The organism is Burkholderia sp. AU6039 (assembly GCF_002223365.1).
GTDB lineage: Bacteria > Pseudomonadota > Gammaproteobacteria > Burkholderiales > Burkholderiaceae > Burkholderia.
This window is the reverse complement of record NZ_NKFK01000007.1, coordinates 126796-145851: the sequence shown is the minus strand read 5'-3', so window position 1 is coordinate 145851 and position 19056 is coordinate 126796. Positions and strand designations below refer to the sequence as shown.

At 68.7% G+C, this 19056-nt stretch carries 20 protein-coding genes; 5 read left to right on the top strand and 15 right to left on the bottom strand.

Annotation, left to right across the window (positions count from 1 at the left end):
* Positions 1-25: 25 nt before the first annotated feature.
* The 3 genes from CFB39_RS32810 to CFB39_RS32800 all read right to left on the bottom strand — a co-directional run bounded on the left by CFB39_RS32810 (position 26) and on the right by CFB39_RS32800 (position 2475).
* On the bottom strand, positions 26-1486 hold the full coding sequence (locus tag CFB39_RS32810) for an RNA polymerase factor sigma-54 (protein ID WP_089476066.1): 1461 nt from the start codon (positions 1484-1486) through the stop codon (positions 26-28).
* Positions 1487-1699: 213 nt separating this feature from the next.
* Entirely contained in the window at positions 1700-2008 is a 309-nt protein-coding gene (locus tag CFB39_RS32805; RefSeq protein ID WP_089476065.1) for a hypothetical protein, read from the bottom strand.
* 161 nt (positions 2009-2169) lie between these two features.
* On the bottom strand, positions 2170-2475 hold the full coding sequence (locus CFB39_RS32800; RefSeq protein WP_089429611.1) for a hypothetical protein: 306 nt from the start codon (positions 2473-2475) through the stop codon (positions 2170-2172).
* 475 nt (positions 2476-2950) lie between these two features.
* Between CFB39_RS32800 and CFB39_RS32790 the strand changes: the two genes are divergently transcribed.
* The gene (locus tag CFB39_RS32790) at positions 2951-3382 is read left to right on the top strand and encodes a CBS domain-containing protein (RefSeq protein WP_089429609.1); all 432 of its coding nucleotides are present in this window, start codon (positions 2951-2953) and stop codon (positions 3380-3382) included.
* Between the two features lie 109 nt (positions 3383-3491).
* Here the strand turns inward: CFB39_RS32790 and CFB39_RS32785 are convergent, their stop codons facing one another.
* The 4 genes from CFB39_RS32785 to CFB39_RS32770 all read right to left on the bottom strand — a co-directional run bounded on the left by CFB39_RS32785 (position 3492) and on the right by CFB39_RS32770 (position 8802).
* Positions 3492-5795 carry an ATP-binding protein gene (locus CFB39_RS32785; RefSeq protein WP_089476063.1) on the bottom strand — a complete coding sequence of 768 codons (2304 nt, stop codon included), beginning with the start codon at positions 5793-5795 and terminating at the stop codon, positions 3492-3494.
* Between the two features lie 37 nt (positions 5796-5832).
* Positions 5833-7200: a sigma-54 dependent transcriptional regulator gene (locus tag CFB39_RS32780; RefSeq protein ID WP_089476062.1), complete on the bottom strand. Its 1368-nt coding sequence runs from the start codon at positions 7198-7200 to the stop codon at positions 5833-5835.
* A gap of 453 nt (positions 7201-7653) precedes the next feature.
* Positions 7654-8118, bottom strand: a complete 465-nt coding sequence (locus CFB39_RS32775) for a DUF1269 domain-containing protein (protein WP_089476061.1) — start codon at positions 8116-8118, stop codon at positions 7654-7656.
* A gap of 45 nt (positions 8119-8163) precedes the next feature.
* A complete protein-coding gene (locus tag CFB39_RS32770) occupies positions 8164-8802 on the bottom strand; it encodes a MarC family protein (RefSeq protein ID WP_089476060.1) in 639 nt (212 codons plus the stop codon).
* Between the two features lie 134 nt (positions 8803-8936).
* On the opposite strand from CFB39_RS32770, the gene CFB39_RS32765 reads away from it, so the two are divergent.
* The gene (locus CFB39_RS32765; RefSeq protein WP_011349700.1) at positions 8937-9155 is read left to right on the top strand and encodes a DUF6566 family protein; all 219 of its coding nucleotides are present in this window, start codon (positions 8937-8939) and stop codon (positions 9153-9155) included.
* A 37-nt stretch (positions 9156-9192) separates the two neighbouring features.
* On the opposite strand, the gene CFB39_RS32760 is transcribed toward CFB39_RS32765, so the two are convergent.
* The gene (locus CFB39_RS32760; protein WP_089449437.1) at positions 9193-9570 is read right to left on the bottom strand and encodes a DUF5594 family protein; all 378 of its coding nucleotides are present in this window, start codon (positions 9568-9570) and stop codon (positions 9193-9195) included.
* A 37-nt stretch (positions 9571-9607) separates the two neighbouring features.
* Positions 9608-11140, bottom strand: a complete 1533-nt coding sequence (locus tag CFB39_RS32755; protein ID WP_089476059.1) for an FAD-dependent oxidoreductase — start codon at positions 11138-11140, stop codon at positions 9608-9610.
* Positions 11141-11375: 235 nt separating this feature from the next.
* On the opposite strand from CFB39_RS32755, the gene CFB39_RS32750 reads away from it, so the two are divergent.
* Positions 11376-12536, top strand: coding sequence for an NAD-dependent formate dehydrogenase (locus CFB39_RS32750; protein WP_089476058.1), 1161 nt, complete (start codon positions 11376-11378; stop codon positions 12534-12536).
* 43 nt (positions 12537-12579) lie between these two features.
* Here CFB39_RS32750 and CFB39_RS32745 read toward each other — a convergent pair whose 3' ends face one another.
* From CFB39_RS32745 to CFB39_RS32720, 6 genes are all read right to left on the bottom strand, one after another.
* Entirely contained in the window at positions 12580-14004 is a 1425-nt protein-coding gene (locus CFB39_RS32745) for a PLP-dependent aminotransferase family protein (RefSeq protein WP_069249479.1), read from the bottom strand.
* Positions 14005-14397: 393 nt separating this feature from the next.
* The gene (locus tag CFB39_RS32740) at positions 14398-14652 is read right to left on the bottom strand and encodes a hypothetical protein (protein WP_089476057.1); all 255 of its coding nucleotides are present in this window, start codon (positions 14650-14652) and stop codon (positions 14398-14400) included.
* Between the two features lie 34 nt (positions 14653-14686).
* Positions 14687-15142 (bottom strand): DUF1269 domain-containing protein, encoded by a 456-nt coding sequence (locus CFB39_RS32735; protein WP_089429599.1) that lies wholly within the window; start codon positions 15140-15142, stop codon positions 14687-14689.
* A gap of 63 nt (positions 15143-15205) precedes the next feature.
* Positions 15206-15403 carry a hypothetical protein gene (locus tag CFB39_RS32730; RefSeq protein ID WP_089429598.1) on the bottom strand — a complete coding sequence of 66 codons (198 nt, stop codon included), beginning with the start codon at positions 15401-15403 and terminating at the stop codon, positions 15206-15208.
* A gap of 54 nt (positions 15404-15457) precedes the next feature.
* Positions 15458-15907 carry a phosphate-starvation-inducible protein PsiE gene (locus CFB39_RS32725; protein ID WP_089476056.1) on the bottom strand — a complete coding sequence of 150 codons (450 nt, stop codon included), beginning with the start codon at positions 15905-15907 and terminating at the stop codon, positions 15458-15460.
* On the bottom strand, positions 15904-16284 hold the full coding sequence (locus CFB39_RS32720) for a LysR family transcriptional regulator (RefSeq protein WP_089476055.1): 381 nt from the start codon (positions 16282-16284) through the stop codon (positions 15904-15906). Before CFB39_RS32720 ends, CFB39_RS32725 begins: the two co-directional genes overlap by 4 nt.
* Positions 16285-16648: 364 nt before the next feature.
* Between CFB39_RS32720 and CFB39_RS32715 the strand changes: the two genes are divergently transcribed.
* Together CFB39_RS32715 and CFB39_RS32710 are read left to right on the top strand one after the other, a co-directional pair.
* Complete coding sequence (locus CFB39_RS32715; protein WP_089476054.1) at positions 16649-17710, top strand: Dyp-type peroxidase; 1062 nt, start codon at positions 16649-16651, stop codon at positions 17708-17710.
* A gap of 513 nt (positions 17711-18223) precedes the next feature.
* Positions 18224-19039 carry a family 1 encapsulin nanocompartment shell protein gene (locus CFB39_RS32710; protein WP_089476053.1) on the top strand — a complete coding sequence of 272 codons (816 nt, stop codon included), beginning with the start codon at positions 18224-18226 and terminating at the stop codon, positions 19037-19039.
* Positions 19040-19056 lie beyond the last annotated feature (17 nt).

The following is a 19056-nucleotide window of genomic DNA, read 5'->3' as shown; positions in this document are numbered from 1 at the left end:
CGCGACAGGTTCGCCCGGGCCGCCGTCATGCGGCGTCACGGCGGCGCAGGTCGGCCGGCGGAATCTTCATCGCCTGGCGATACTTCGTCACCGTGCGACGCGCAAGCAGGATGCCGCGGCCCGCGAGGTTCTGCGCGAGCGTGACGTCGGACAGCGGATCGGTGTGCCGCTCGGCCGCGATCATGTCGCGGATCAACACCTTCGCGGCCGCCGCCGAGCACACGCCCTTGCCGGCCGCCTCGAGCTTGCGCGGGAAGAAATGCTTGAACTCGAACGTGCCGTGCGGCGTGGCCATGTACTTGTTGCCCGTCGCGCGCGATACGGTCGATTCGTGCAGGTCGAGTTCCTCGGCGATGTCGCGCAACACGAGCGGCTTCATCGCGATCTCGCCGTAGCGGAAGAAATCGCGCTGCCGCGCGACGATGCATTCGCCGACGCGCTGGATCGTCTCGAAACGCTTCTGCACGTTGCGGATCAGCCAGCGCGCTTCCTGCAATTGCTGGCCAAGCGGTGAATCGCGTTCGCCGCTCGACTGCGCGAACAGCGTCGCATAGCGTTCATGCAGCCGCGCGCGCGGCAGCACGGCCGGGTTGATCGTCACGATCCACTCGTCGCGCACCTGACGCACGATCACGTCGGGCACCACGTAGTCGCCGCGCGTGCTGCCGTAATGATTGCCGGGGCGCGGGTCGAGCCCGCGCACCAGCGCGCAGGCCGCCTGCAGCGTCGGCGCGTCGCAGCCGAGCCGCCGCTGGATCTCGGCCGTCTCGCGGCGGGCCAGACGCTCGAGATGCTCGCGCGCGATCGCTTTCGCTTCCGCGAGCGCCGGCGTGCCGGCCGGAATCGCGTCGAGTTGCAGCACGAGACACTCGGACAGCGAGCGCGCGGCCAGGCCCGGGCGGTCCAGCATCTGCACGAGCCGCAGTGCGACCGCGAGATCCTGCTCCGACAGCAGCAGCGCGGGGTCAGCCGCGACCAGCAGTTCGCCCAGTTCCTGGCGCAGGTAGCCGTCGTCGTCGAGCGCGTCGATCACGAGGCGCGCGGCTTCGCGGTCACGGCGGTTCAACGGATAGAGCCGCAACGCATCGTGCAGCTGCTGATTCAGCGACGGCTCCGCGGCCAGCCATTCGCCGGGCGACTGGCCGCCCGCATCGTCGCCCTGGCGGCTCGTGCCGCGCGGCGCGGGCGCGGCCGTCAACGACACTTCGGACACCTCGGGCACTTCGGGGGCTTCGCCATCCTGCGTGCGAGCGTCGTCGGGCTGGGGTGCCGCATCGGGCGCGGCGGCCTCGGCCAGCTGCCCGGGGGCGTCGGCGGCAGCCTCCTCGTCGCCGTGGCCATCCTCGAGGAACGGATTCTGATCGAGCGCCTGCCGCAATTCCTGTTGAAATTCGAGCGAGGACAACTGCAGCAACCGCAGCGACTGCTGAAGCCTCGGCGTAAGTGCCAGATGCTGTCGCATCTGCAGCGCAAGCGAGACGGACATCGATGGTCCTCCTGACGTTTCACGGTTTCGTTTCGTATTCGGTCAGGATTGATGCAGCTTCCATGCCAAGCGGCCCGAACGCTCCGCGTCGCGGGTCGCGCGGGTTCGTACCCCGTCTTGCAGCGCGTCGAGGGCCGCTTTTTTACAAGCTGTCGGCAAGTTTTGGGCACGCGTTTCGCGCACCGTCCCGCCACGCACCGGCCGTGGGATGTTTCAGTACAGCGGCGGCGGCGGCGTGCCCGGTAGCGTCGGGTCGCCCGGCGTGCCGTTCGGGCCCGGTGGCGGCACGTCGGCCGGGTCGCCGCCCGTCGCGCCCGGCGGCAACGTGTTGCCCGGCGACGGCCGCGTCTCGTAACGCGTATTGGCATCGGGCATCGTCGTGCCCGGCGCCGGCGGGTGGGCGCCGGGCGGCGCGGGCGGCGCGCCTCGCGCGCCGTAGGGGCCAGGTTGCGTGCATGCAGCCAGCGCGCACGCGGCGGCCAGCAGGCATGCGCCCGTGCGGATCGTGCGGATCGGTTTCATCGAACACCTCCTGATATCCGCGGCAGCCGCGGAATCGGTTGGGCAGGTCCCCGCCAATTCGCAATCCACGTGCCGTCCGTTCACGCGTCAAGCACATCGTCCCGCGGTGTGCCGCGCGTTTCGGACCACCGTCGTTCGCTGCGATGCCTGCCTGCGCGACGCTATGCGTCGTACGCGGCCATCACGAGCCACAGCTCGCGGCCGTCGTCGCGCACGCGGGCCGCGAGCGCATACGTGTCGGCGGGCTCGCACGCACGCTGCAGCGCGAATCGCGCCGGCTCGGTCGAGCCGAACGTCTCTTCCCCGAGCGGCCGTACGTCCGCCTTGCCCTCGAACATCCGGCGCTCGGGCCGGTAGATCAGCGGTTCGCTCTTCCATTCCTGGAAGTGGCTCTTCACCGAATCGAACCCGCCCCCGCAAACGTTGAGCTCGTAGCGCACGCCCTCTCGCCGTTTTGGAATCGTCATCGTGCCTCCGTGTGATGTGCGCGCGGCCGGCACGGGTCGCGCCGCACATGATCGTCGTCATCTTCGTCGTGTTCGCCGTCGACACGGCAAGTCGCGTGCCGCGTGCCGAGCGCGGGCATGGTCGTTGCGGCAACGTTCGCGTCTTCGTCGTCCGCGGGCGCGTCGCCATGAAGGATGCGACCCGGCCCGGCCATGACGCGCCGCTGCACGAACGACGCACCGATCCGTCGCCGCCGGGGAAGCACCGGGACCACAGGCGCACGCGCCATTCGTCATTCGGAATGCCCTATCGACCCGCCGCTCGAGGACATGTTCCGCGCGTCGGGCGGCATTACGCGATACGCATGACGAAAGGCCCCGGCAGCACCCGCGCAAACGCAACGGCGAACGACGGGCCGCGCGTGCCGGACGGAACGCGGTTTGCCGAATCCGCAGAGCAGAGGAATCACCCCATCCAACCCGCCAGGAGGTCGTCATGCATCGCGTCAACGAAATCATGTCGCAGGACGTCGTGCGCATCGCGCCGACCGATTCGATCCGCCATGCCGCGCAGCTGATGGAGCGCTACGACATCGGCGCGCTCCCCGTGTGCGACAACAACCGGCTGGTGGGGATGGTGACGGACCGCGACCTCGCGGTGCGCGCGATCTCGGTCGGCAAGCCGCCGGAGACGCGGATTCAGGAAGTCGCGTCGGGCCCGATCGAGTGGTGTTTCGAGGACGATTCGCTGGACGAGATCCAGCATTACATGGCCGATGCGCAGTTGCGACGCCTGCCGGTCGTCGATCACGACAAGCGGCTGGTCGGGATGCTGTCGCTCGCGGACATCGCGACGCGCTCGGCCGGCCCGGCGCGCGACGACGTCGCGAACACGCTCGAAGGCGTGTCGCAGCCGAAGCGGACCTGATGGCGCATCGCAGGCCGCGCGCGATACTGCCTGCCGGCCGCCGGTCAAGGCCGGCCCCGCATCAACGAAACGGGCCGTCGCGACAGGGCAACGACGGACGGCCGCCGCGTCAGCCGTCCTGCTTCGTCACGCGCACGATCTTGTCCGCCAGTTCGCGCACGTCGACCGGCTTGCACAGATAGCCGTCGAACCCGGCCTCGAGCGCGCGGCGTTCGTCGGCCAGGCCCGCATGCGCGGTCACGGCGAGCACCCGCATGCCGGGCGGCCCGCCGCCGTTCATGCCGGTGCGCCGCAACGCGTCGAGCAGCCAGAAGCCGTCGCCGTCGGGCATCGCGAGATCGGACAGCACGACGGTCGGCCGCAGGTCGGCGGCCACCGCGAGCGCTTCGCGCCCCGTCGACGCGATCGCGACGGCCGCGCCGAACGTCGTCAGCGCGGCGGTGAGGCTCTCGCGCGTCGTCGGATCGTCGTCGACGATCAGGATGCGTTGCGTATCGAGCGTCAACGGGGCGCGATGGCCGTCCACGTGCGCATTCCCCCACGCCATCGCGCCGGCCGGCTGCCAGCCGGCCGGCAGCGTCACCGTAAACGTCGCGCCGCGATTGCGGCCCGCGCTCTCGACCGTCACGCCGCCGCCGTGCAGTTCGGCGATATGCCGCACGATCGACAGGCCGAGGCCAAGCCCGCGCCGCGACGACGCCGGCGAATCCTCCGCGCGGCGGAACATGTCGAACACGTACGGCAGGAACGCCGGCACGATGCCCTGCCCCGTGTCGCTCACGGTCAGCACCACCCGCGCATCGTTGCGGGCGAGCCCGACCGTCACGCTGCCGCCGGACGGCGTGAACTTGAGCGCGTTCGACACGAGGTTCGACAGCATCTGCCGCAAGCGCTCGGCATCGCCCGACACCACGCAGGTCGACGCCGCACAGTCGAATTCGAGCACGATGCCGGCCGACGACGCGGCCGTCTGGAACGCGCCGACCGAATCGGAGAACAGCCGCACGACGTCCACCGGCCGCGCGTCGAGCTGCAGCTTGCCGGTCGCGAGCGATGACGCGTCGAGGATGTCGCCGACCATCCGCGTGAGCGAACGCGCGCTGCGATCGATCGCGTCGACCGCCTGCTGCTGCAGCGCGCTGTCGCCCGAATTGCGCAGCACCTCGACCCAGCCGTAGATCACGTTCAGCGGCGTGCGCAGCTCGTGCGACACCGTCGCGAGCAGTTCGTCCTTCAGCCGGTTCGACGTATCGGCCTGGTCGCGCGCATCGCGTGCGCCCTGCAGCGACCGCTGCGCGCGCAGGTCGCGGCGGCGCTGCGCGCCGGCTTCGCGCAGCGTCAGCGACAACGCGACGGAGGCACGCACGTCGCCGCGTACCGGGCCCGCCGACACGGTCGCCCGGAAGCGCCGGCCGTCGCGCCGCACGCACAGCAGGTCGATCGGCCCGACCGCCGCGTGCATGTCGTCGAACGACTGCACGAGCGGCTTGCGTTTCAGCCAGCGCATCGCCACCAGCGATTCGAACATGCGCCCATGCGCCTGGCTTTCGTCGTAGCCGAACATGCGTTGCGCGGCCGGGTTCCAGCTGACGATGCGGCCGTCGCTATCGATGCCGACGATCGCGTCGGGCGACGCGTCGACGACCGCGCGCTGCAACCGCGACGCATCGGCCCGCGAACGGTCGGCACCGGCGTCGCGCAGCAGCAGCACGGCGCCGTCGACGTTGCCGTCCGCATCGCCGAGCGGCGCGGCCACCTCGACGATCGGCACCGGCTCGCTCCCCTCCGCCTGCAGCCAGTGGCGATCCGATGTGACACCCTCGCCGCCGAGCGCGAGATCGAGCGGTGTCGATTGAACGCGCCGGCCGTCGCGATCGACGATCCGCAGCACGTCGCGCGCGGCGCGGCCCATCGCATCGTCGGGCCGGCAGCCGACGAGCGCGGCCGCGGCGGCGTTGAGGTAAGTGAGCCGCCCGTTCGTGTCGGTGGCGATCACGCCATGCGGCAACGCCTGCAGCACGGCTTCGAGCCGCCGGCGGGCGGCCGCTTCACGCCGTAGCGCCGCATCGCTCGTGAAGCGCGCGTGGCGCAGCATCGACGCGATCGCGCAGACGAGCGCGCAGATCAGCACGAAGGTGCCGAGCCGCACGAGCCGGTCGGGCAGCGGCTGCGTATAGGCCGCGGGATCCGAGAGGAACAGCGTCCACACGAGCAGGCCGCTGACGACCGTCGAGGCCATCCCGAACAGGAACGACGTCGCCCACGCGGCGCCCGCGAGCAGCGGATAGTAGAGGACGAGCGGCAGGTTCACGCCGCCGAAGCGGATCGCGAGCGCCTGCAGCACGGTGGCGATCGCAACCAGCATCACGGCCGTGACGTAGTTGCCGGCGCGGGTCCGCGAAATGTCGATCATCGATCACACTCCTGCCGGCGGGTCGGTCGCGGCGGCATCAGGATTCAGGCTTGTCCACTTCGTCTTCGAGCTGCGCGAGCCGGTTGTAGATCGTCTTCAGGCTGACGTCGAGCACCTCGGCCGCCTGCGCCTTCACGCCCCCGCATTGCGCGATCGTGCCGAGGATCAGCTTGCGGTCGGCTTCCTCGAGCGACGTGCCGAACGGCACGGTCACACGATCCTCGTGCGAATCGGCCAGGTTCGACAGTTCGTCCATGATCGGCGGCGGCAGCGTATCGATCACGTCCGCGTCGCAGAAGATGCTCGCGCGCTGCACGAAGTTGCGCAGCTCGCGTACGTTGCCGGGCCACGCATAGGTCTTCAGCGCGTCGCGCGCGGCCGGTGCGAAGCGCAGGTTCCGGCCGCTTTCGGCGTTGAACTGCTGCAGGAATGCATCGGCCAGCATCGGGATGTCGTCGCCGCGCTCGCGCAGCGACGGCAGCGGGATCGGGAACACGTTGATCCGGTGGAACAGGTCGGGCCGCAGCTTGCCGTCGGTCATCGCGGCCTCCGGGTCGCGGTTGGTCGCCGCGACGATACGCACGTCGACGTCGATCTCGCGCGTCGAGCCGAGCCGCGTGAGGCGCCCCGTCTCGAGCACCCGCAGCAGCTTGACCTGTGACTCGAGCGGCATCTCGGTGATCTCGTCGAGAAACAGCGTGCCGCCGTCCGCGCGTTCGAAGAAGCCCTTGTGCTGGCGCTCCGCGCCGGTGAAGCTGCCGCGGTCGTGGCCGAACATCTCGCTCTCGACGAGGTTCGCGGCGATCGCGCCGCAGTTCACCGCGAGGAACGGGCCGCGGCGGCGCAGGCTCAGGTCGTGCACCGTCTGCGCGGCCAGCTCCTTGCCGGTACCCGATTCGCCCGTCAGCAGCACCGATGCCTCGGTGCGCGCGACCCGGCCGATCGCGTCGTAGACGGTCTGCATCGCGGGCGAGCTGCCGAGCATGCGGCCGAAACGGCCGAGGCGCTGCAGCTCCGAACGCAGTTCGGCAATCTCTTCATGCAGCGCGGTGGTGCGCGGCACGCGCGCGAAGATGCTGTTCAGCCGCTGCATGTTGAGCGGCTTCACCAGGTAGTCGGTCGCGCCGCGCCGCAGTGCGTCGATCGCGGTTTCGAGGCTCGCGTGGCCGGTGGTCAGCACCATTTCGCAGTGCGAATGCTTCGGCAACGCATCGAACAGATCCATCCCGTTGCCGTCCGGCAGCACGAGATCGCACAGCACGAGGTCGGGGGGGTGCGTCGTGACGAGCGTGCGCGCTTCCTCGAGCGTCGCGGCCGTGTCGCACGCAAGCTGCTGCGTGTGCGCGACCGCCGCGAGCATGGCGCGCGTATCGGCGTCATCTTCGACGATCAGGACGTAGGGCATCGTGGCTCCTTGTGAAGCAGCCCGGCGCACTTAGCCGCCGGGACCGCGGCAGGTTTCAGCGAGGTCCGGCCACCGGTCGCACGACGATAGGGCTTGATCGATGCACTCGTGCGGATGGGCTGTCCTCCCGTGAAAAGCAGTCCCTATGAGTATAGGAGAGGCATGTCGCGCATTCGCCGGTCATCGAATAAATCTATCCGCCCCCATCATCCGCATTGCCAGATTCAATGCGCGGCAATCGGTAAGAACGCCATCGTTTCAAGAGGATCATGTGGCGTGAAACCGCGCAGATCGCGTCTTTTACGCACGTTGACGCGCCATGCGGTCAAACTTGCCGGTCTGATTTTTCGCATCTCGGAATGCTCGGATGACGATCGGGGCCGCTCGATGGCTCGCGTTCGATTCGGACCCCTGCTGCCGCGGATCTCACGTTCTATCCGCTTCGCCGATCCGTCAGTCCGACGCCGCCTGACTGCCGCCGTCACGTACTTTCGAGATCGCTTCGACGAGCTTCAGTTCGTCGTCGATCGACAGCGTCGTGTCGATCACGTCTCCGCCGAACGGTGCGAGCGCCGTGCTCAACGCGTAGATATCGAGTTGCGTCGCGGCGAGCCCCAGCGACACGGTGCCGGGGCGCGCCTTGCGCGCGACGCGGTCGATCAGTGCGTCGTCCACCGGTTTCTCGCGCCATGCATCGAGCGACGATTCGATGTGTTCGACCACACTGTCGAGCAGCGATCCGGGCGGCGTGCGAGCGGGGTCGACCGCATGCGCGCGCAACTGTCCATCAGCTGTGCACTCGACGATCACTACTCCCGTCAGCGCGACGACGTGCCGGTCGCGCAACGTATCGAGTTCGGCGAGCGCGCGATGGGCGGCCGCGAGGTCGGGATAGGACAACACGATCAACGTATTCATCAGCGACTCCGTGAAATCAGGCGGCCGGTTCGAGAGGGGCGGCACTCAGTGCGGCAGCCCGAACGCGGCCTTCAGGCTCGCGACGATCATCTGCATCGCGATCGCCGCGAGAATCATGCCCATCAGCCGTTGCGTCACCGCCGTCACGCGCGGCGACAGGTAATGGCCGATCAGCGGTGCCGACAGCAGCGACGCGGCCAGCAACACGAGAAACGCGGCGAGCCCGAGCGCGAACGCGAATGCCTGCCCGGTCGAGAACGCGGTGTGCCCGAGCACGATCATCGTCGCGATCGTGCCGGGGCCGACGAGCAACGGGATCGTCAGCGGATAGATCGCGACGCGCTCGGCCGCGGCCGGATCGGCGCCTTCGTCGTCGCCCGGCGAATGCTGGCGGCTCGGCGCGCCATGCAGCATCGACAGCGCGATCAGCAGCACCAGCAGCCCGCCCGCGAGGCGGAAATCGTCGATCGTCAGGCCGAACACATGCAGGATCGTGCCGCCTGCCACCGCCGACACGATGCAGCCGACCGTCACGCCGATCGCGGCCGTCAGCGCGACCTTGCGGCGCTCGCTGTCCGCCGCGCCTTCGGTCAGCGACAGGAACACGGGGATGTTCGCGATCGGGTTCATGATCGCGAACAGCGCCGCGAACACCTTGATCGAAAAGGTCAGGTCGAAGGCCACAGGTTCGCTCCCGTATCGCGCGTCGACACATGCGTCGAATCGCGCGCAGGTTCCGCTTCGTTTCGGATGCATGGCGCACGCCATGCTGCTACGATCGACGCACCGCGTTCACGTACGACGGAGGGCCCCGACCGATGCAAGCCACCGACACCTTCATGGATCACGAGATTCGCGTCGACGCGACGCGCAACGCGAACGGCGCGTGGGTCGCGCAGGTGCGGATCTTCCGCGACGGCGCGCCGGTCGACCTGCCCGCGCCCGAACTCGTCACCCCCGAATGGCTCACGTGCGACGAAGCCCTGCGCGGCGGCATCGACCAGGGCCGCGTGATCATCAAGACACGCGACCGCTAGCGGCACCCGGCTCATCCGCGCGCATCGCACGGCGCGTTCACGCATCGAAATCCAGATCGCCGATCAGGATCTCGCGATCGCGCTGGGTGCGCGTGCTGAAATCGACCGGCAACTCCATCTGCCAGCGTTCGATCGTGACCGGCAGCGCCGCGAGGTAGCGGTCGAAGCGGCTGCGGTCGGGCTCGGCCAGCAACGCATCGATCGCATCGTCACGCCACGCGAGCCGCGCGTTCAGCCGGTTCGGCAAGCCGACCGTCGACGTGAGGCCGATCACGTCGACACAGGTCGGGCTGCCCTGCCCGTCGTGCGGCACGACGTCCACCCTCACTTCGCCAGGCTGATACAGGCCGAGCACGCGCGCCGCGATGCGCGGCGCAAACTCGGTTTCGAAACGGGCACGCACATCGGGATTCATCTCGCCTCCGGGTTCGAATCATGTCGTCACACTGCTGTCACGCGGCTGCAATCTGCCGCTCGAATGCCGCTTCCGCCTTCAGGCTGTCGAGATCGCGACCGACCGTCGCGACCGCGAGCCGGGTGTTGCCGCGCCAGTACGCGATCGAGCAATCGTGCGCGCCGAGGTCGCCATCGATCTCGACACGATCGAATTGCTCCGCGTGCCCGACATAGTTGACCGTCAGGTCGTAATGCTGGCTCCAGAAGAACGGCACCGCGTCGAACGGCCGCTGCTGCCCGAGCATGTTGCGCGCGGCGGCGATGCCCTGCCGCTCGGCGACGACCCAGTGCTCGACGCGAATCCGCTCGCCCGTCAGCGGATCGGGCCAGCGCGCGATGTCGCCGGCCGCGTAGATGCCGGGCGCACTCGTCTGAAGGAAGCGGTCGACCGTCACGCCGCGGTCGACGGCCAGCCCCGCGTCCTGCGCGAGCGCCACGTTCGGATGCACGCCGATGCCGACCACCACGAGATCGGCCGGCAGCACGTCGCCGGTCGACAGCGTCACGCTGTCCGGCGTGATCCGCGCGGGCGTCGCGCCGAGATGGAACACGACGCCGTGCGACTCGTGCAGTGCCTGGATCGTGCTGCCGAGCGCTTCGCCGAGCACGCGCGCCATCGGATGCGCATCGGGCGCGACGACCTGCACGTCTAGCCCGCGCGTGCGCAGCGCGGCGGCCGCTTCGAGCCCGATGAAGCTCGCGCCGACCACGACGCAGCGGCGTGCGGTTTTCAGCTTGCCGATCAGCGCGTCGCAATCGGCGCGCGAGCGCAGCACGCACACGTGCGGCAGATCCGCTCCCGGCACGGTCAGCCGGTTCGGCTCGGCGCCCGTTGCAAGCAGCAGCGCGCCGTAGCCGACGCGGCTGCCGTCGGCCAGTTCGACCGCCTGCTGCGCGGGGTCGATGCGTACGACGCGTGTGCCGCACCGCACGTCGATGTGATGGTCCGCATAGAACGACGGTGCACGCAGCGGCAGCCAGTCGGCATCGGCCGTGCCGGCGAGATAGTCTTTCGACAGGTTCGGGCGGTCATACGGCGGATCGGCATCGGCGGTGAGCAGCGTGACGGGATGCGGATAGCCTTCCTGCCGCAGCGTCACCGCCGCCGCGATGGCAGCCGCACCGCCGCCGACGATCACCACCGACGCGGGCAGTCCGGCGGCATTCAACACAGGCGGCACGGCGGCCGGCCGCTCGTCGAGCACGACGGCGCGGCCGTCGCGGCGTTCGACGCGCCAGCACGGCAGCCCGTCGAGCGCGGGCGCGCGCAGCAGCGCGCCGGTGCGCAGGCAGAACGCCGCGTGATGCCACGGGCAGTGGATCGTGTCGCCTTCCAGCAGGCCGTCGGCTAACGGCGCGCCGTAGTGCGGGCACTGCGCGCCCACGGCAAACAGTTCATCGGCGCGGCGCACGAGCAGCACCGCTGCATCGCCGACATGGCCCTCGATCATTGCGCCGTCGGCGAGCTCGTCGAGCGCGATGCCTTGCGTGAGATCGGGGCGTGACGACGAATCGTCGCTTTCAGTCATGACGTGGCTCCCGAAAAGTCAGGTAACGATCCCATTATCGACATCCCGCCTGAAAAGAACAGGTACAGACGTCCCCGCAGCGCACGCAAACACGCACTGTAGCTTGTACGAGATCCATGACGGGCGTAGAACGTCATCAACGTTGCGGCGCAACACGGCAGCGGCCCGCGACGCACGCCGCGCATCCCGCGCAAGCCGCGTGCCGCCTTCTCCCCGTCACCAGGAGTACTACCCGATGGCCACCGTCCTGTGCGTCCTCTACCCCGATCCCGTGGACGGCTACCCGCCGCGCTACGTGCGCGATGCGATTCCGATCATCACGCACTACGCGGACGGGCAGACCGCGCCGACGCCGGCCGGGCCGGCCGGTTTTCGTCCCGGCGAACTCGTCGGCTCGGTGTCCGGCGCGCTCGGCTTGCGCGCCTACATGGAAGCGCACGGCCACACGCTGATCGTCACGAGCGACAAGGACGGCCCCGACTCCGAATTCGAGCGCCGGCTGCCTGAAGCGGACGTCGTGATCTCGCAGCCGTTCTGGCCCGCGTACCTGACGGCCGAACGGATCGCCCGCGCGCCGAAGCTGAAGCTCGCGCTGACGGCCGGCATCGGCTCCGATCACGTCGATCTCGACGCCGCCGCGCGTGCGCACATCACCGTCGCCGAAGTCACCGGCTCGAACAGCATCAGCGTGGCCGAGCACGTGGTGATGACGACGCTCGCGCTGGTGCGCAACTACTTGCCGTCGCATGCGATCGCGCAGCAAGGCGGCTGGAACATCGCCGATTGCGTGTCGCGCAGCTACGACGTCGAAGGCATGCACTTCGGCACGGTCGGCGCGGGGCGCATCGGGCTCGCCGTGCTGCGCCGGCTGCAACCGTTCGGGCTGCAGCTGCACTACACGCAGCGCCACCGGCTCGATGCATCGATCGAGCAGGCACTCGGGCTCACGTATCACGCCGATGCCGCGTCGCTCGCGAGCGCCGTCGACATCGTCAACCTGCAGATTCCGTTGTACCCGTCGACCGAGCACCTGTTCGACGCGGCGATGATCGCGCGCATGAAACGCGGCGCGTACCTGATCAACACCGCGCGTGCCAGGCTGGTCGACCGCGACGCGGTCGTGAACGCCGTCACGTCCGGGCATCTCGCGGGCTACGGCGGCGACGTGTGGTTTCCGCAGCCGGCGCCGGCCGATCACCCGTGGCGCACGATGCCGTTCAACGGGATGACTCCGCATATCTCGGGCACGTCGCTGTCCGCGCAGGCCCGCTACGCGGCCGGCACGCTGGAGATCCTGCAGTGCTGGTTCGACGGCAAGCCGATCCGCAACGAATACCTGATCGTCGACGGCGGCACGCTCGCGGGAACGGGCGCGCAGTCGTACCGGCTGACGTGACGCCGCGCGCGTGCCGCACGACGCGGGACGCGCGGCGGCTCACTCAGTCGAGGCAGTAGGCGGCGAGCTTGCCGACCGCGATCACCGCCTGTTCGATCTCCGGCGACCACGGGCTGCTGTAGTTCAGCCGGATGAAGTTCCGGTAGCTGTCCGTGATCGAGAACATGTAGCCGGGCCCGATCGTGATCCCCTGCTCCAGCGCAAGCTGGTACAGCCGCATCGCGTCGATCTGCGCAGGCAGTTCGATCCACAGCACGTACCCGCCCGCCGGGCTCGAGATGCGCGTGCCTTCCGGAAAGAATCGCGACACCATCGTGCGCATCAGGTTCGCCTGCTGCGCGTAGGCCTTGCGAATCCGCCGCAGGTGATGCTCGTAGCCGTCGCGTTCGAGAAACTCGGCGATCGCGAGCTGCGGCAGCGACGGCGTCGCGAGCGTGTTCAGGAATTTCAGCTTCTCGACCTGCTCGCGATAGCGGCCCGGCAGCGCCCAGCCGATCCGGTACGCGGCCGTCAGGCTCTTCGAGAACGACGAGCAATGCAGCACGATGTCGTGCCGGTCGAACGACTTCAGCGTGCTCGGATGCATGTTGCCGAAGTACAGTTCGTTGTACACGCCGTTCTCGATGATCGGCAGGTCGGCTTTCGCGGCGAACTCGACCAGCTCGCGCTTGCGCTCGTCCGGCATCTGGAAGCCGAGCGGGTTCTGGAAGTTCGGCATCACCATGCATGCGGCGATCGGCTGCGACTTCGCGATCGCGGCCAGCGCCGCGATGTCGATTCCGTATTCCGGATGCGTCGCCACCTCGATCGCCTTCATCCCCATCCGCTCGATCGCGTGCAGCATCGCGTAGAACGTCGGTGACTCCACCGCGATCGTGTCGCCCGGTTTCGCGACCGCCTGCAGGCACAGGTTGATCGCCTCCGTCGCGCCGACCGTCACGATGATCTCGTTCGGGTCCACCGACATCCCGTTTTCCAGGTAGCGGCGTGCAATCTGGCGGATCAGCCGCGGATGGCCGGGCGGCAAGCCGTCCGTCACGCCCCACAGCGATTTGTCGCGGCCGGCCGCATACGCATAGCGGTTCAGCTTCTCGAACGGAAACAGGCTTGGGTCCGGATACGGCGAGCCAAGCGGCACCGCGTCGTCGGTGCCGATCGAGCGCAGCGTCGATAGCACGAGCCGGCTCACGTCGACCGACGACGAGATCGCGATCGGCTTCGACGGCCGCAGCTCGCGCACCGGCGCATGGCTGTCGTCGCGCCGCAGGTTCACGAAATAGCCCGACTGCGGCCGGCTTTCGAGCAGCCCGCGGCTTTCCAGCAACAGATACGCATGCAGCACGGTCGTGATGCTGATCCGGTGCTGCTGGCTCGCCTGCCGCACCGAAGGGACACGATCGCCGTGTCGATATACGCCCTGCCGGATGAGTCTCTCTATGTCGTTTGCAAATTTCTCGTAGAGCTTCATCCGCCTCGCCCCGCCAGCGGTGAACCGGCGTGCGATGCACGGGCGGCATGGCCGCGCGGGTGCACGAAGCCGGATAGCCGTGCCCGGGCGCGGGCGTCCCGGTGCGAACCTCGTCCGTTATCGAAATTGAAGGCGGATAGCAATGCGAATCTCATCTAGACAAGGTTCGGCATCCTACTGCGTCATTTCGACGAATGTAAGTGACAGTTTGGCGAGGAAACGTGAAATCCGGCCGGCGTGGTGAACAGATTCGAACGCGACCGCAAACGGCCCCGCGCGATCGCGTGGCAAGCATTCGCCGGACGCGGTGCCGGCGTGCGTCGTCGCGGTTTACCGGCGGCCGTCGGGCGGCAAGTCACGTGAAGCCGGCTGATGCGCCGGCCCCCCGTGCGCTCAAGCGTCGTCGACGTTGTCCGCGTAGTGATCGATCGCGACCTTGCACTCGTCGAACACCACCGTCAGCAACGCGATGTCGTTCGACTCGACCCACTTGCGGATCTGCAGGAATTGCCCGGTGCCGAGATCGGCGAGGCGGGCCGGATCGTCGGTCGTCACCTCGACGCTCGCGATCGCGCGGTTGCCGTGGCCGGGCAGCGGCGACAGCGTCGCCGTGATGTCGAAGCGCCGGTACGATTGTTCGATGCGCATGCGGTTCTCCCTTTACGGTTCGACGACGACACGCTCAATCGAGCGACTGGCGAAACACCTTGCCGCCGAATCCGGTCACGACGTTGTCGACCGAGAACGGCGTGTCTTCCTTCGCTTCCAGGATGATCGCGACGCTGCCGGGCACGAGCCGCGCCGCCACCGTCTCGACGAACGTGCCGTCGAGCAGCGCGTTGCCGGCCGCTTCCGCGAGAATGCCGGCGCCCGCGCCGGCCGCCATGCCGGTGACCACGCCGAGCGGCCCGGCGAGCAGGCCGAGCAAGCCGCCCGCGATCGCGCCGATCACGCCGCCCTTGAACGGCCGCGATTCGGCGTGGAGGACCGCGAGCTTGCCGGTCGCGTCCTTCTCGACGACGACGCCGTTCTCGATGTGGAATCCTTCGTCCTTCTCCGACAGCGCCTCGAAATCGTTCGCGGCCTGGCGAGCCGTGTCGACGCTGCCGAACACGGCGACGATCAGTTGCTTGGTCATGCGATACCTCGCTCGGTGGGAGGGTCAGTGGCAGCGCCGCAACCGATGCGGCACGCCGGGGTTTCAGATGCCGATGGCCGCCTCGCGTGCACGTGCCGCGTCGGCATAGGCGTACGCCGCCTCTCGCTGCAACCCGGTGACGGTGGGCGCACGGGCGAGCGCCGGATCGGCATCGCGCGTGTCGCGCGCCAGCCGGTAGGCGTCCGACGCCGCGTGCTGCAGCTCGATCGCCCGCTTCGATTCAACGGAATGTGTGCTCATCCGGCTCCCTCCTTGCAGGGACAGCGAAAATGCATGCGGCCGGCCGGCCGCGCGTTACCGGCGCGCCTGCGCATCGTCCTCGACATCGGCGACGTCGGCCGGGAAGCGGTGCTGGCCGAAACTCAGGATCAGCACGCCGACGGCGAGCAGCACGATCCCGACCGTCGTCATCAGCATCCGCTCGGGGCTGTCGGTTGCGCCGCGCAGTATCAGGTCGCGCGCGAGCGACGTCATCGCAATGAACAGCGGAAACCGCACGGGCAAGCGGCCAAGCCGCAGGTAGCGCACGTCCATCGCGAGCACTTCGAGATACAGGAACATCAGCAGCAGGTCGGTCAGCGACACCTCGCCCGCGAGTACGACCTTCCACGCTTCCTGCGCCATCGCGAACGCGGTCGCGAGCCCGATCACGATCAGTCCGGCCAGTTCGGCCGCGTGAAGGAAATGGCCGAAGCGGCGGCGGATGCGCTCGGCGGGCGAGCAGGGAATGGAGGTCGTATTCAAGGTGACAGTCGCTGGGTTGAGGCATGAGCGGCGCCGGGCGGCGGCGGGAACGTCGCGTCGCGCGCGCTGGCATGCACGGTATCGTGCGCGTCGGGCCGATCCGGCTTGTCCGTCGCATGCGGGCCGGCCGCGCCGGTCGCCTGCTCGACCGCGGACAGCGTCCGGCGGCAGCACACGTGGAACGCGTCACCCGCATCGGTGCAGGCGACGTCGTCGTGGTCGCGGCACAGCAGCAGGCGGCAGCCGAGATACCGTTCGAGGCCGTCGATCCGTTCGCTCACCTGCGCTTCGTCGAGTTGCAGCTCGGACGCCGCACCGGACAGGCCGCCATGCTCGACCACCGCGACATACACACGCATCGCTTCCAGCAGGTTCATGATGACGCTCCTCGTGGCGGCGCAGCGGGACCTAATCTACTGCACGCGGCACGCACGCTCAAGAGCACAGCGCTGCATGCGCCAGGAGTACAGCTGAGCGGGCGCCGGCCAAAATCCGGCCCTGTTTGACGGATTCGCATGACAGTTTGGCGATTCGTGTTCCAAAGACCGGCCGAAGCTGCTAGATTGCTTGCTCGACGACGTCACGCGGGGCGGGCAGGTCGCGCGCCCGGTGCGGCCGCCACCGCTGCGGCCCGTTGCGGGATGCCCGCACAGCGTCCTTCATCCGCGTGACACAAAGAGAACAGTCGCATGACACAGTTCAACCGTTCGCCCTCGCGCGCCACGGCACTTCCGTCCCGACATGACTGACCGGCAGCCCACGATGCAGACACCTCCCCCGCTCCCCCAAAACGTTCACAGCACGATCACGCGCAGCGCGATCTTCCTCGTGGCGACGATCAATCCCGGCGCCGATCACGCCGACACGATCCGCTCATGGTGCGGCGACATCGCCGCGCTCGTGCGCTCGGTCGGCAAGCGCGTGCCGGGCGGCAACCTCACCTGCGTGTGCGGCTTCGGCGCCGACGCGTGGGATGCGCTGTTCGGCAACCCGCGCCCCGCCGCGCTACATCCGTTCCGCGAATTCGGCGCGGGGCAGCGCGTCGCGGTCGCGACGCCCGGCGACATCCTGCTGCACATTCGCGCGGAAGCGATGGACCTGTGCTTCGAACTCGCGACGCAGCTGCTCGGCGCGCTCGGCGATGCCGTCACGGTCGTCGACGAGGTGCACGGCTTCCGCAATTTCGACCAGCGCGCGATGATCGGCTTCGTCGACGGCACCGAGAACCCGGAAGGCCGCGCGGCGGTCGACTTCACGGTGATCGGCGACGAGGACGCGGAATTCGCCGGCGGCAGCTACGTGATCGTGCAGAAGTACCTGCACGACATGGCCGGCTGGAACGCGCTCGCGGTCGAGACGCAGGAGCGCATCATCGGCCGCACCAAGCTCGCCGACATCGAGCTCGCGCCGGACGTGAAGCCGTCGTGCTCGCACAGCTCGCTGACCACGCTCGACGAGGGCGGCCAGGAAGTGAAGATCCTGCGCGACAACATGCCGTTCGGGCGCCCGGGCGCGGGCGAATTCGGCACCTACTTCATCGGCTACGCGCGTTCGCCGGCGCCGATCGAGCAGATGCTCGAGAACATGTTCGTCGGCCGCCCGCCCGGCAACTACGACCGCCTGCTCGACTACAGCCGCGCGGTCACCGGCTCGCTGTTCTTCGTGCCGTCCGCCGACCTGCTCGAAGCGCTCGCCGATCGCGCGGCGCCGGCCGCCGATGCCGCGGAGCCGGAACCGGCATCTTCCGCGCCGCATCGCGACGGCTCGCTGAAGATCGGCTCGCTGAAAGGCGTGCCGTCGTAACGCACATCGTCACCAAGGGCAGTCCGGCGCGCCGACCCCGCGCCGGGCGAGACGCATGGTGGCGCCATGCACGCCCTTCACTCGTTGCGAAGCTTCAATAGACTGCGCCTATGATTCAGCCGTGCTCGGCCCCGGCGACTGAACGCGGCCGAGCCCCGGCGTCCGGAACCCCTGCCGGATGAATGTTCGTAAGAATGCGCGACACGCGATCGGCCGTCGGCCGCCTATGGTTCGGCACGCCATCGAGCCCGGCCCGAGCGACGCGGGCGCCGGTGCGCCCCCGGGCATCGCCATCCGTCGCGGCGTGCAGCACAAGCGCACACCCTCTCCTCGCACGTGAATTGCAGAACAGTTGCGCCACCGCAGCGTGTCGTTTCGATTTGTGCTGCAGCGGTGTCAATAGAGCCTGCTAATATGCATTTCGTCCTCGATCGGCCTGCCGGGCTCAGACGCAGTCCGTCAGCCGATCGGCCACCATGAAGTGTTTTCGCTGACGTGAGGCAACCCAAACCCATGAATAACCTGCACCGCGAACTCGCCCCGATCTCGTCCTCCGCCTGGGAGCAAATCGAAGAGGAAGTGGCACGCACGTTCAAACGATCGGTGGCCGGCCGCCGCGTCGTCGATGTCGACGGCCCCGAAGGCCCCGAGCTGTCGGCCGTCGGCACCGGGCACCTCGTCGACGTCGCCGCCCCGCGCGAGCTGGTGAATGCGCGGCTGCGCGAAGTCCGCACGATCGTCGAGCTGACGGTGCCGTTCGAGTTGAGCCGCGATGCGATCGACAGCGTCGAGCGCGGCGCGCGCGACGCCGACTGGCAACCGGCGAAGGACGCCGCGCAGCGGCTCGCGTTCGCCGAGGACGACGCAATTTTCGACGGCTACCGGGCCGCCGGCATTCTCGGCATCCGCGAAGGCACGTCGAACCGCAAGCTCACGCTGCCGGCGGATGTGAGCGCGTATCCCGACGCGATCAGCGACGCGCTCGAAGCGCTGCGGCTTGCCGGCGTCGACGGCCCGTACTCGGTCGTGCTCGGCTCGGATGCGTACACGGCGCTCAGCGAAGCGCGCGACCAGGGCTATCCGGTCCTCGGCCATATCAAGCGGATCGTCAGCGGCGAGATCATCTGGGCGCCGGCGATCAGCGGCGGCTGCGTGCTGTCCACGCGCGGCGGCGATTACGAGCTGCACCTCGGGGAAGACGTATCGATCGGCTACACGAGCCATACCGACAAGGTCGTCCGCCTGTACCTGCGCGAAACGTTCACGTTCCTGATGCTCACGAGCGAAGCATCGGTGGCCGTGGCGCCGCAGGCCAGCACGGCGGCCTGACCGCGGTTGCCTGCGCG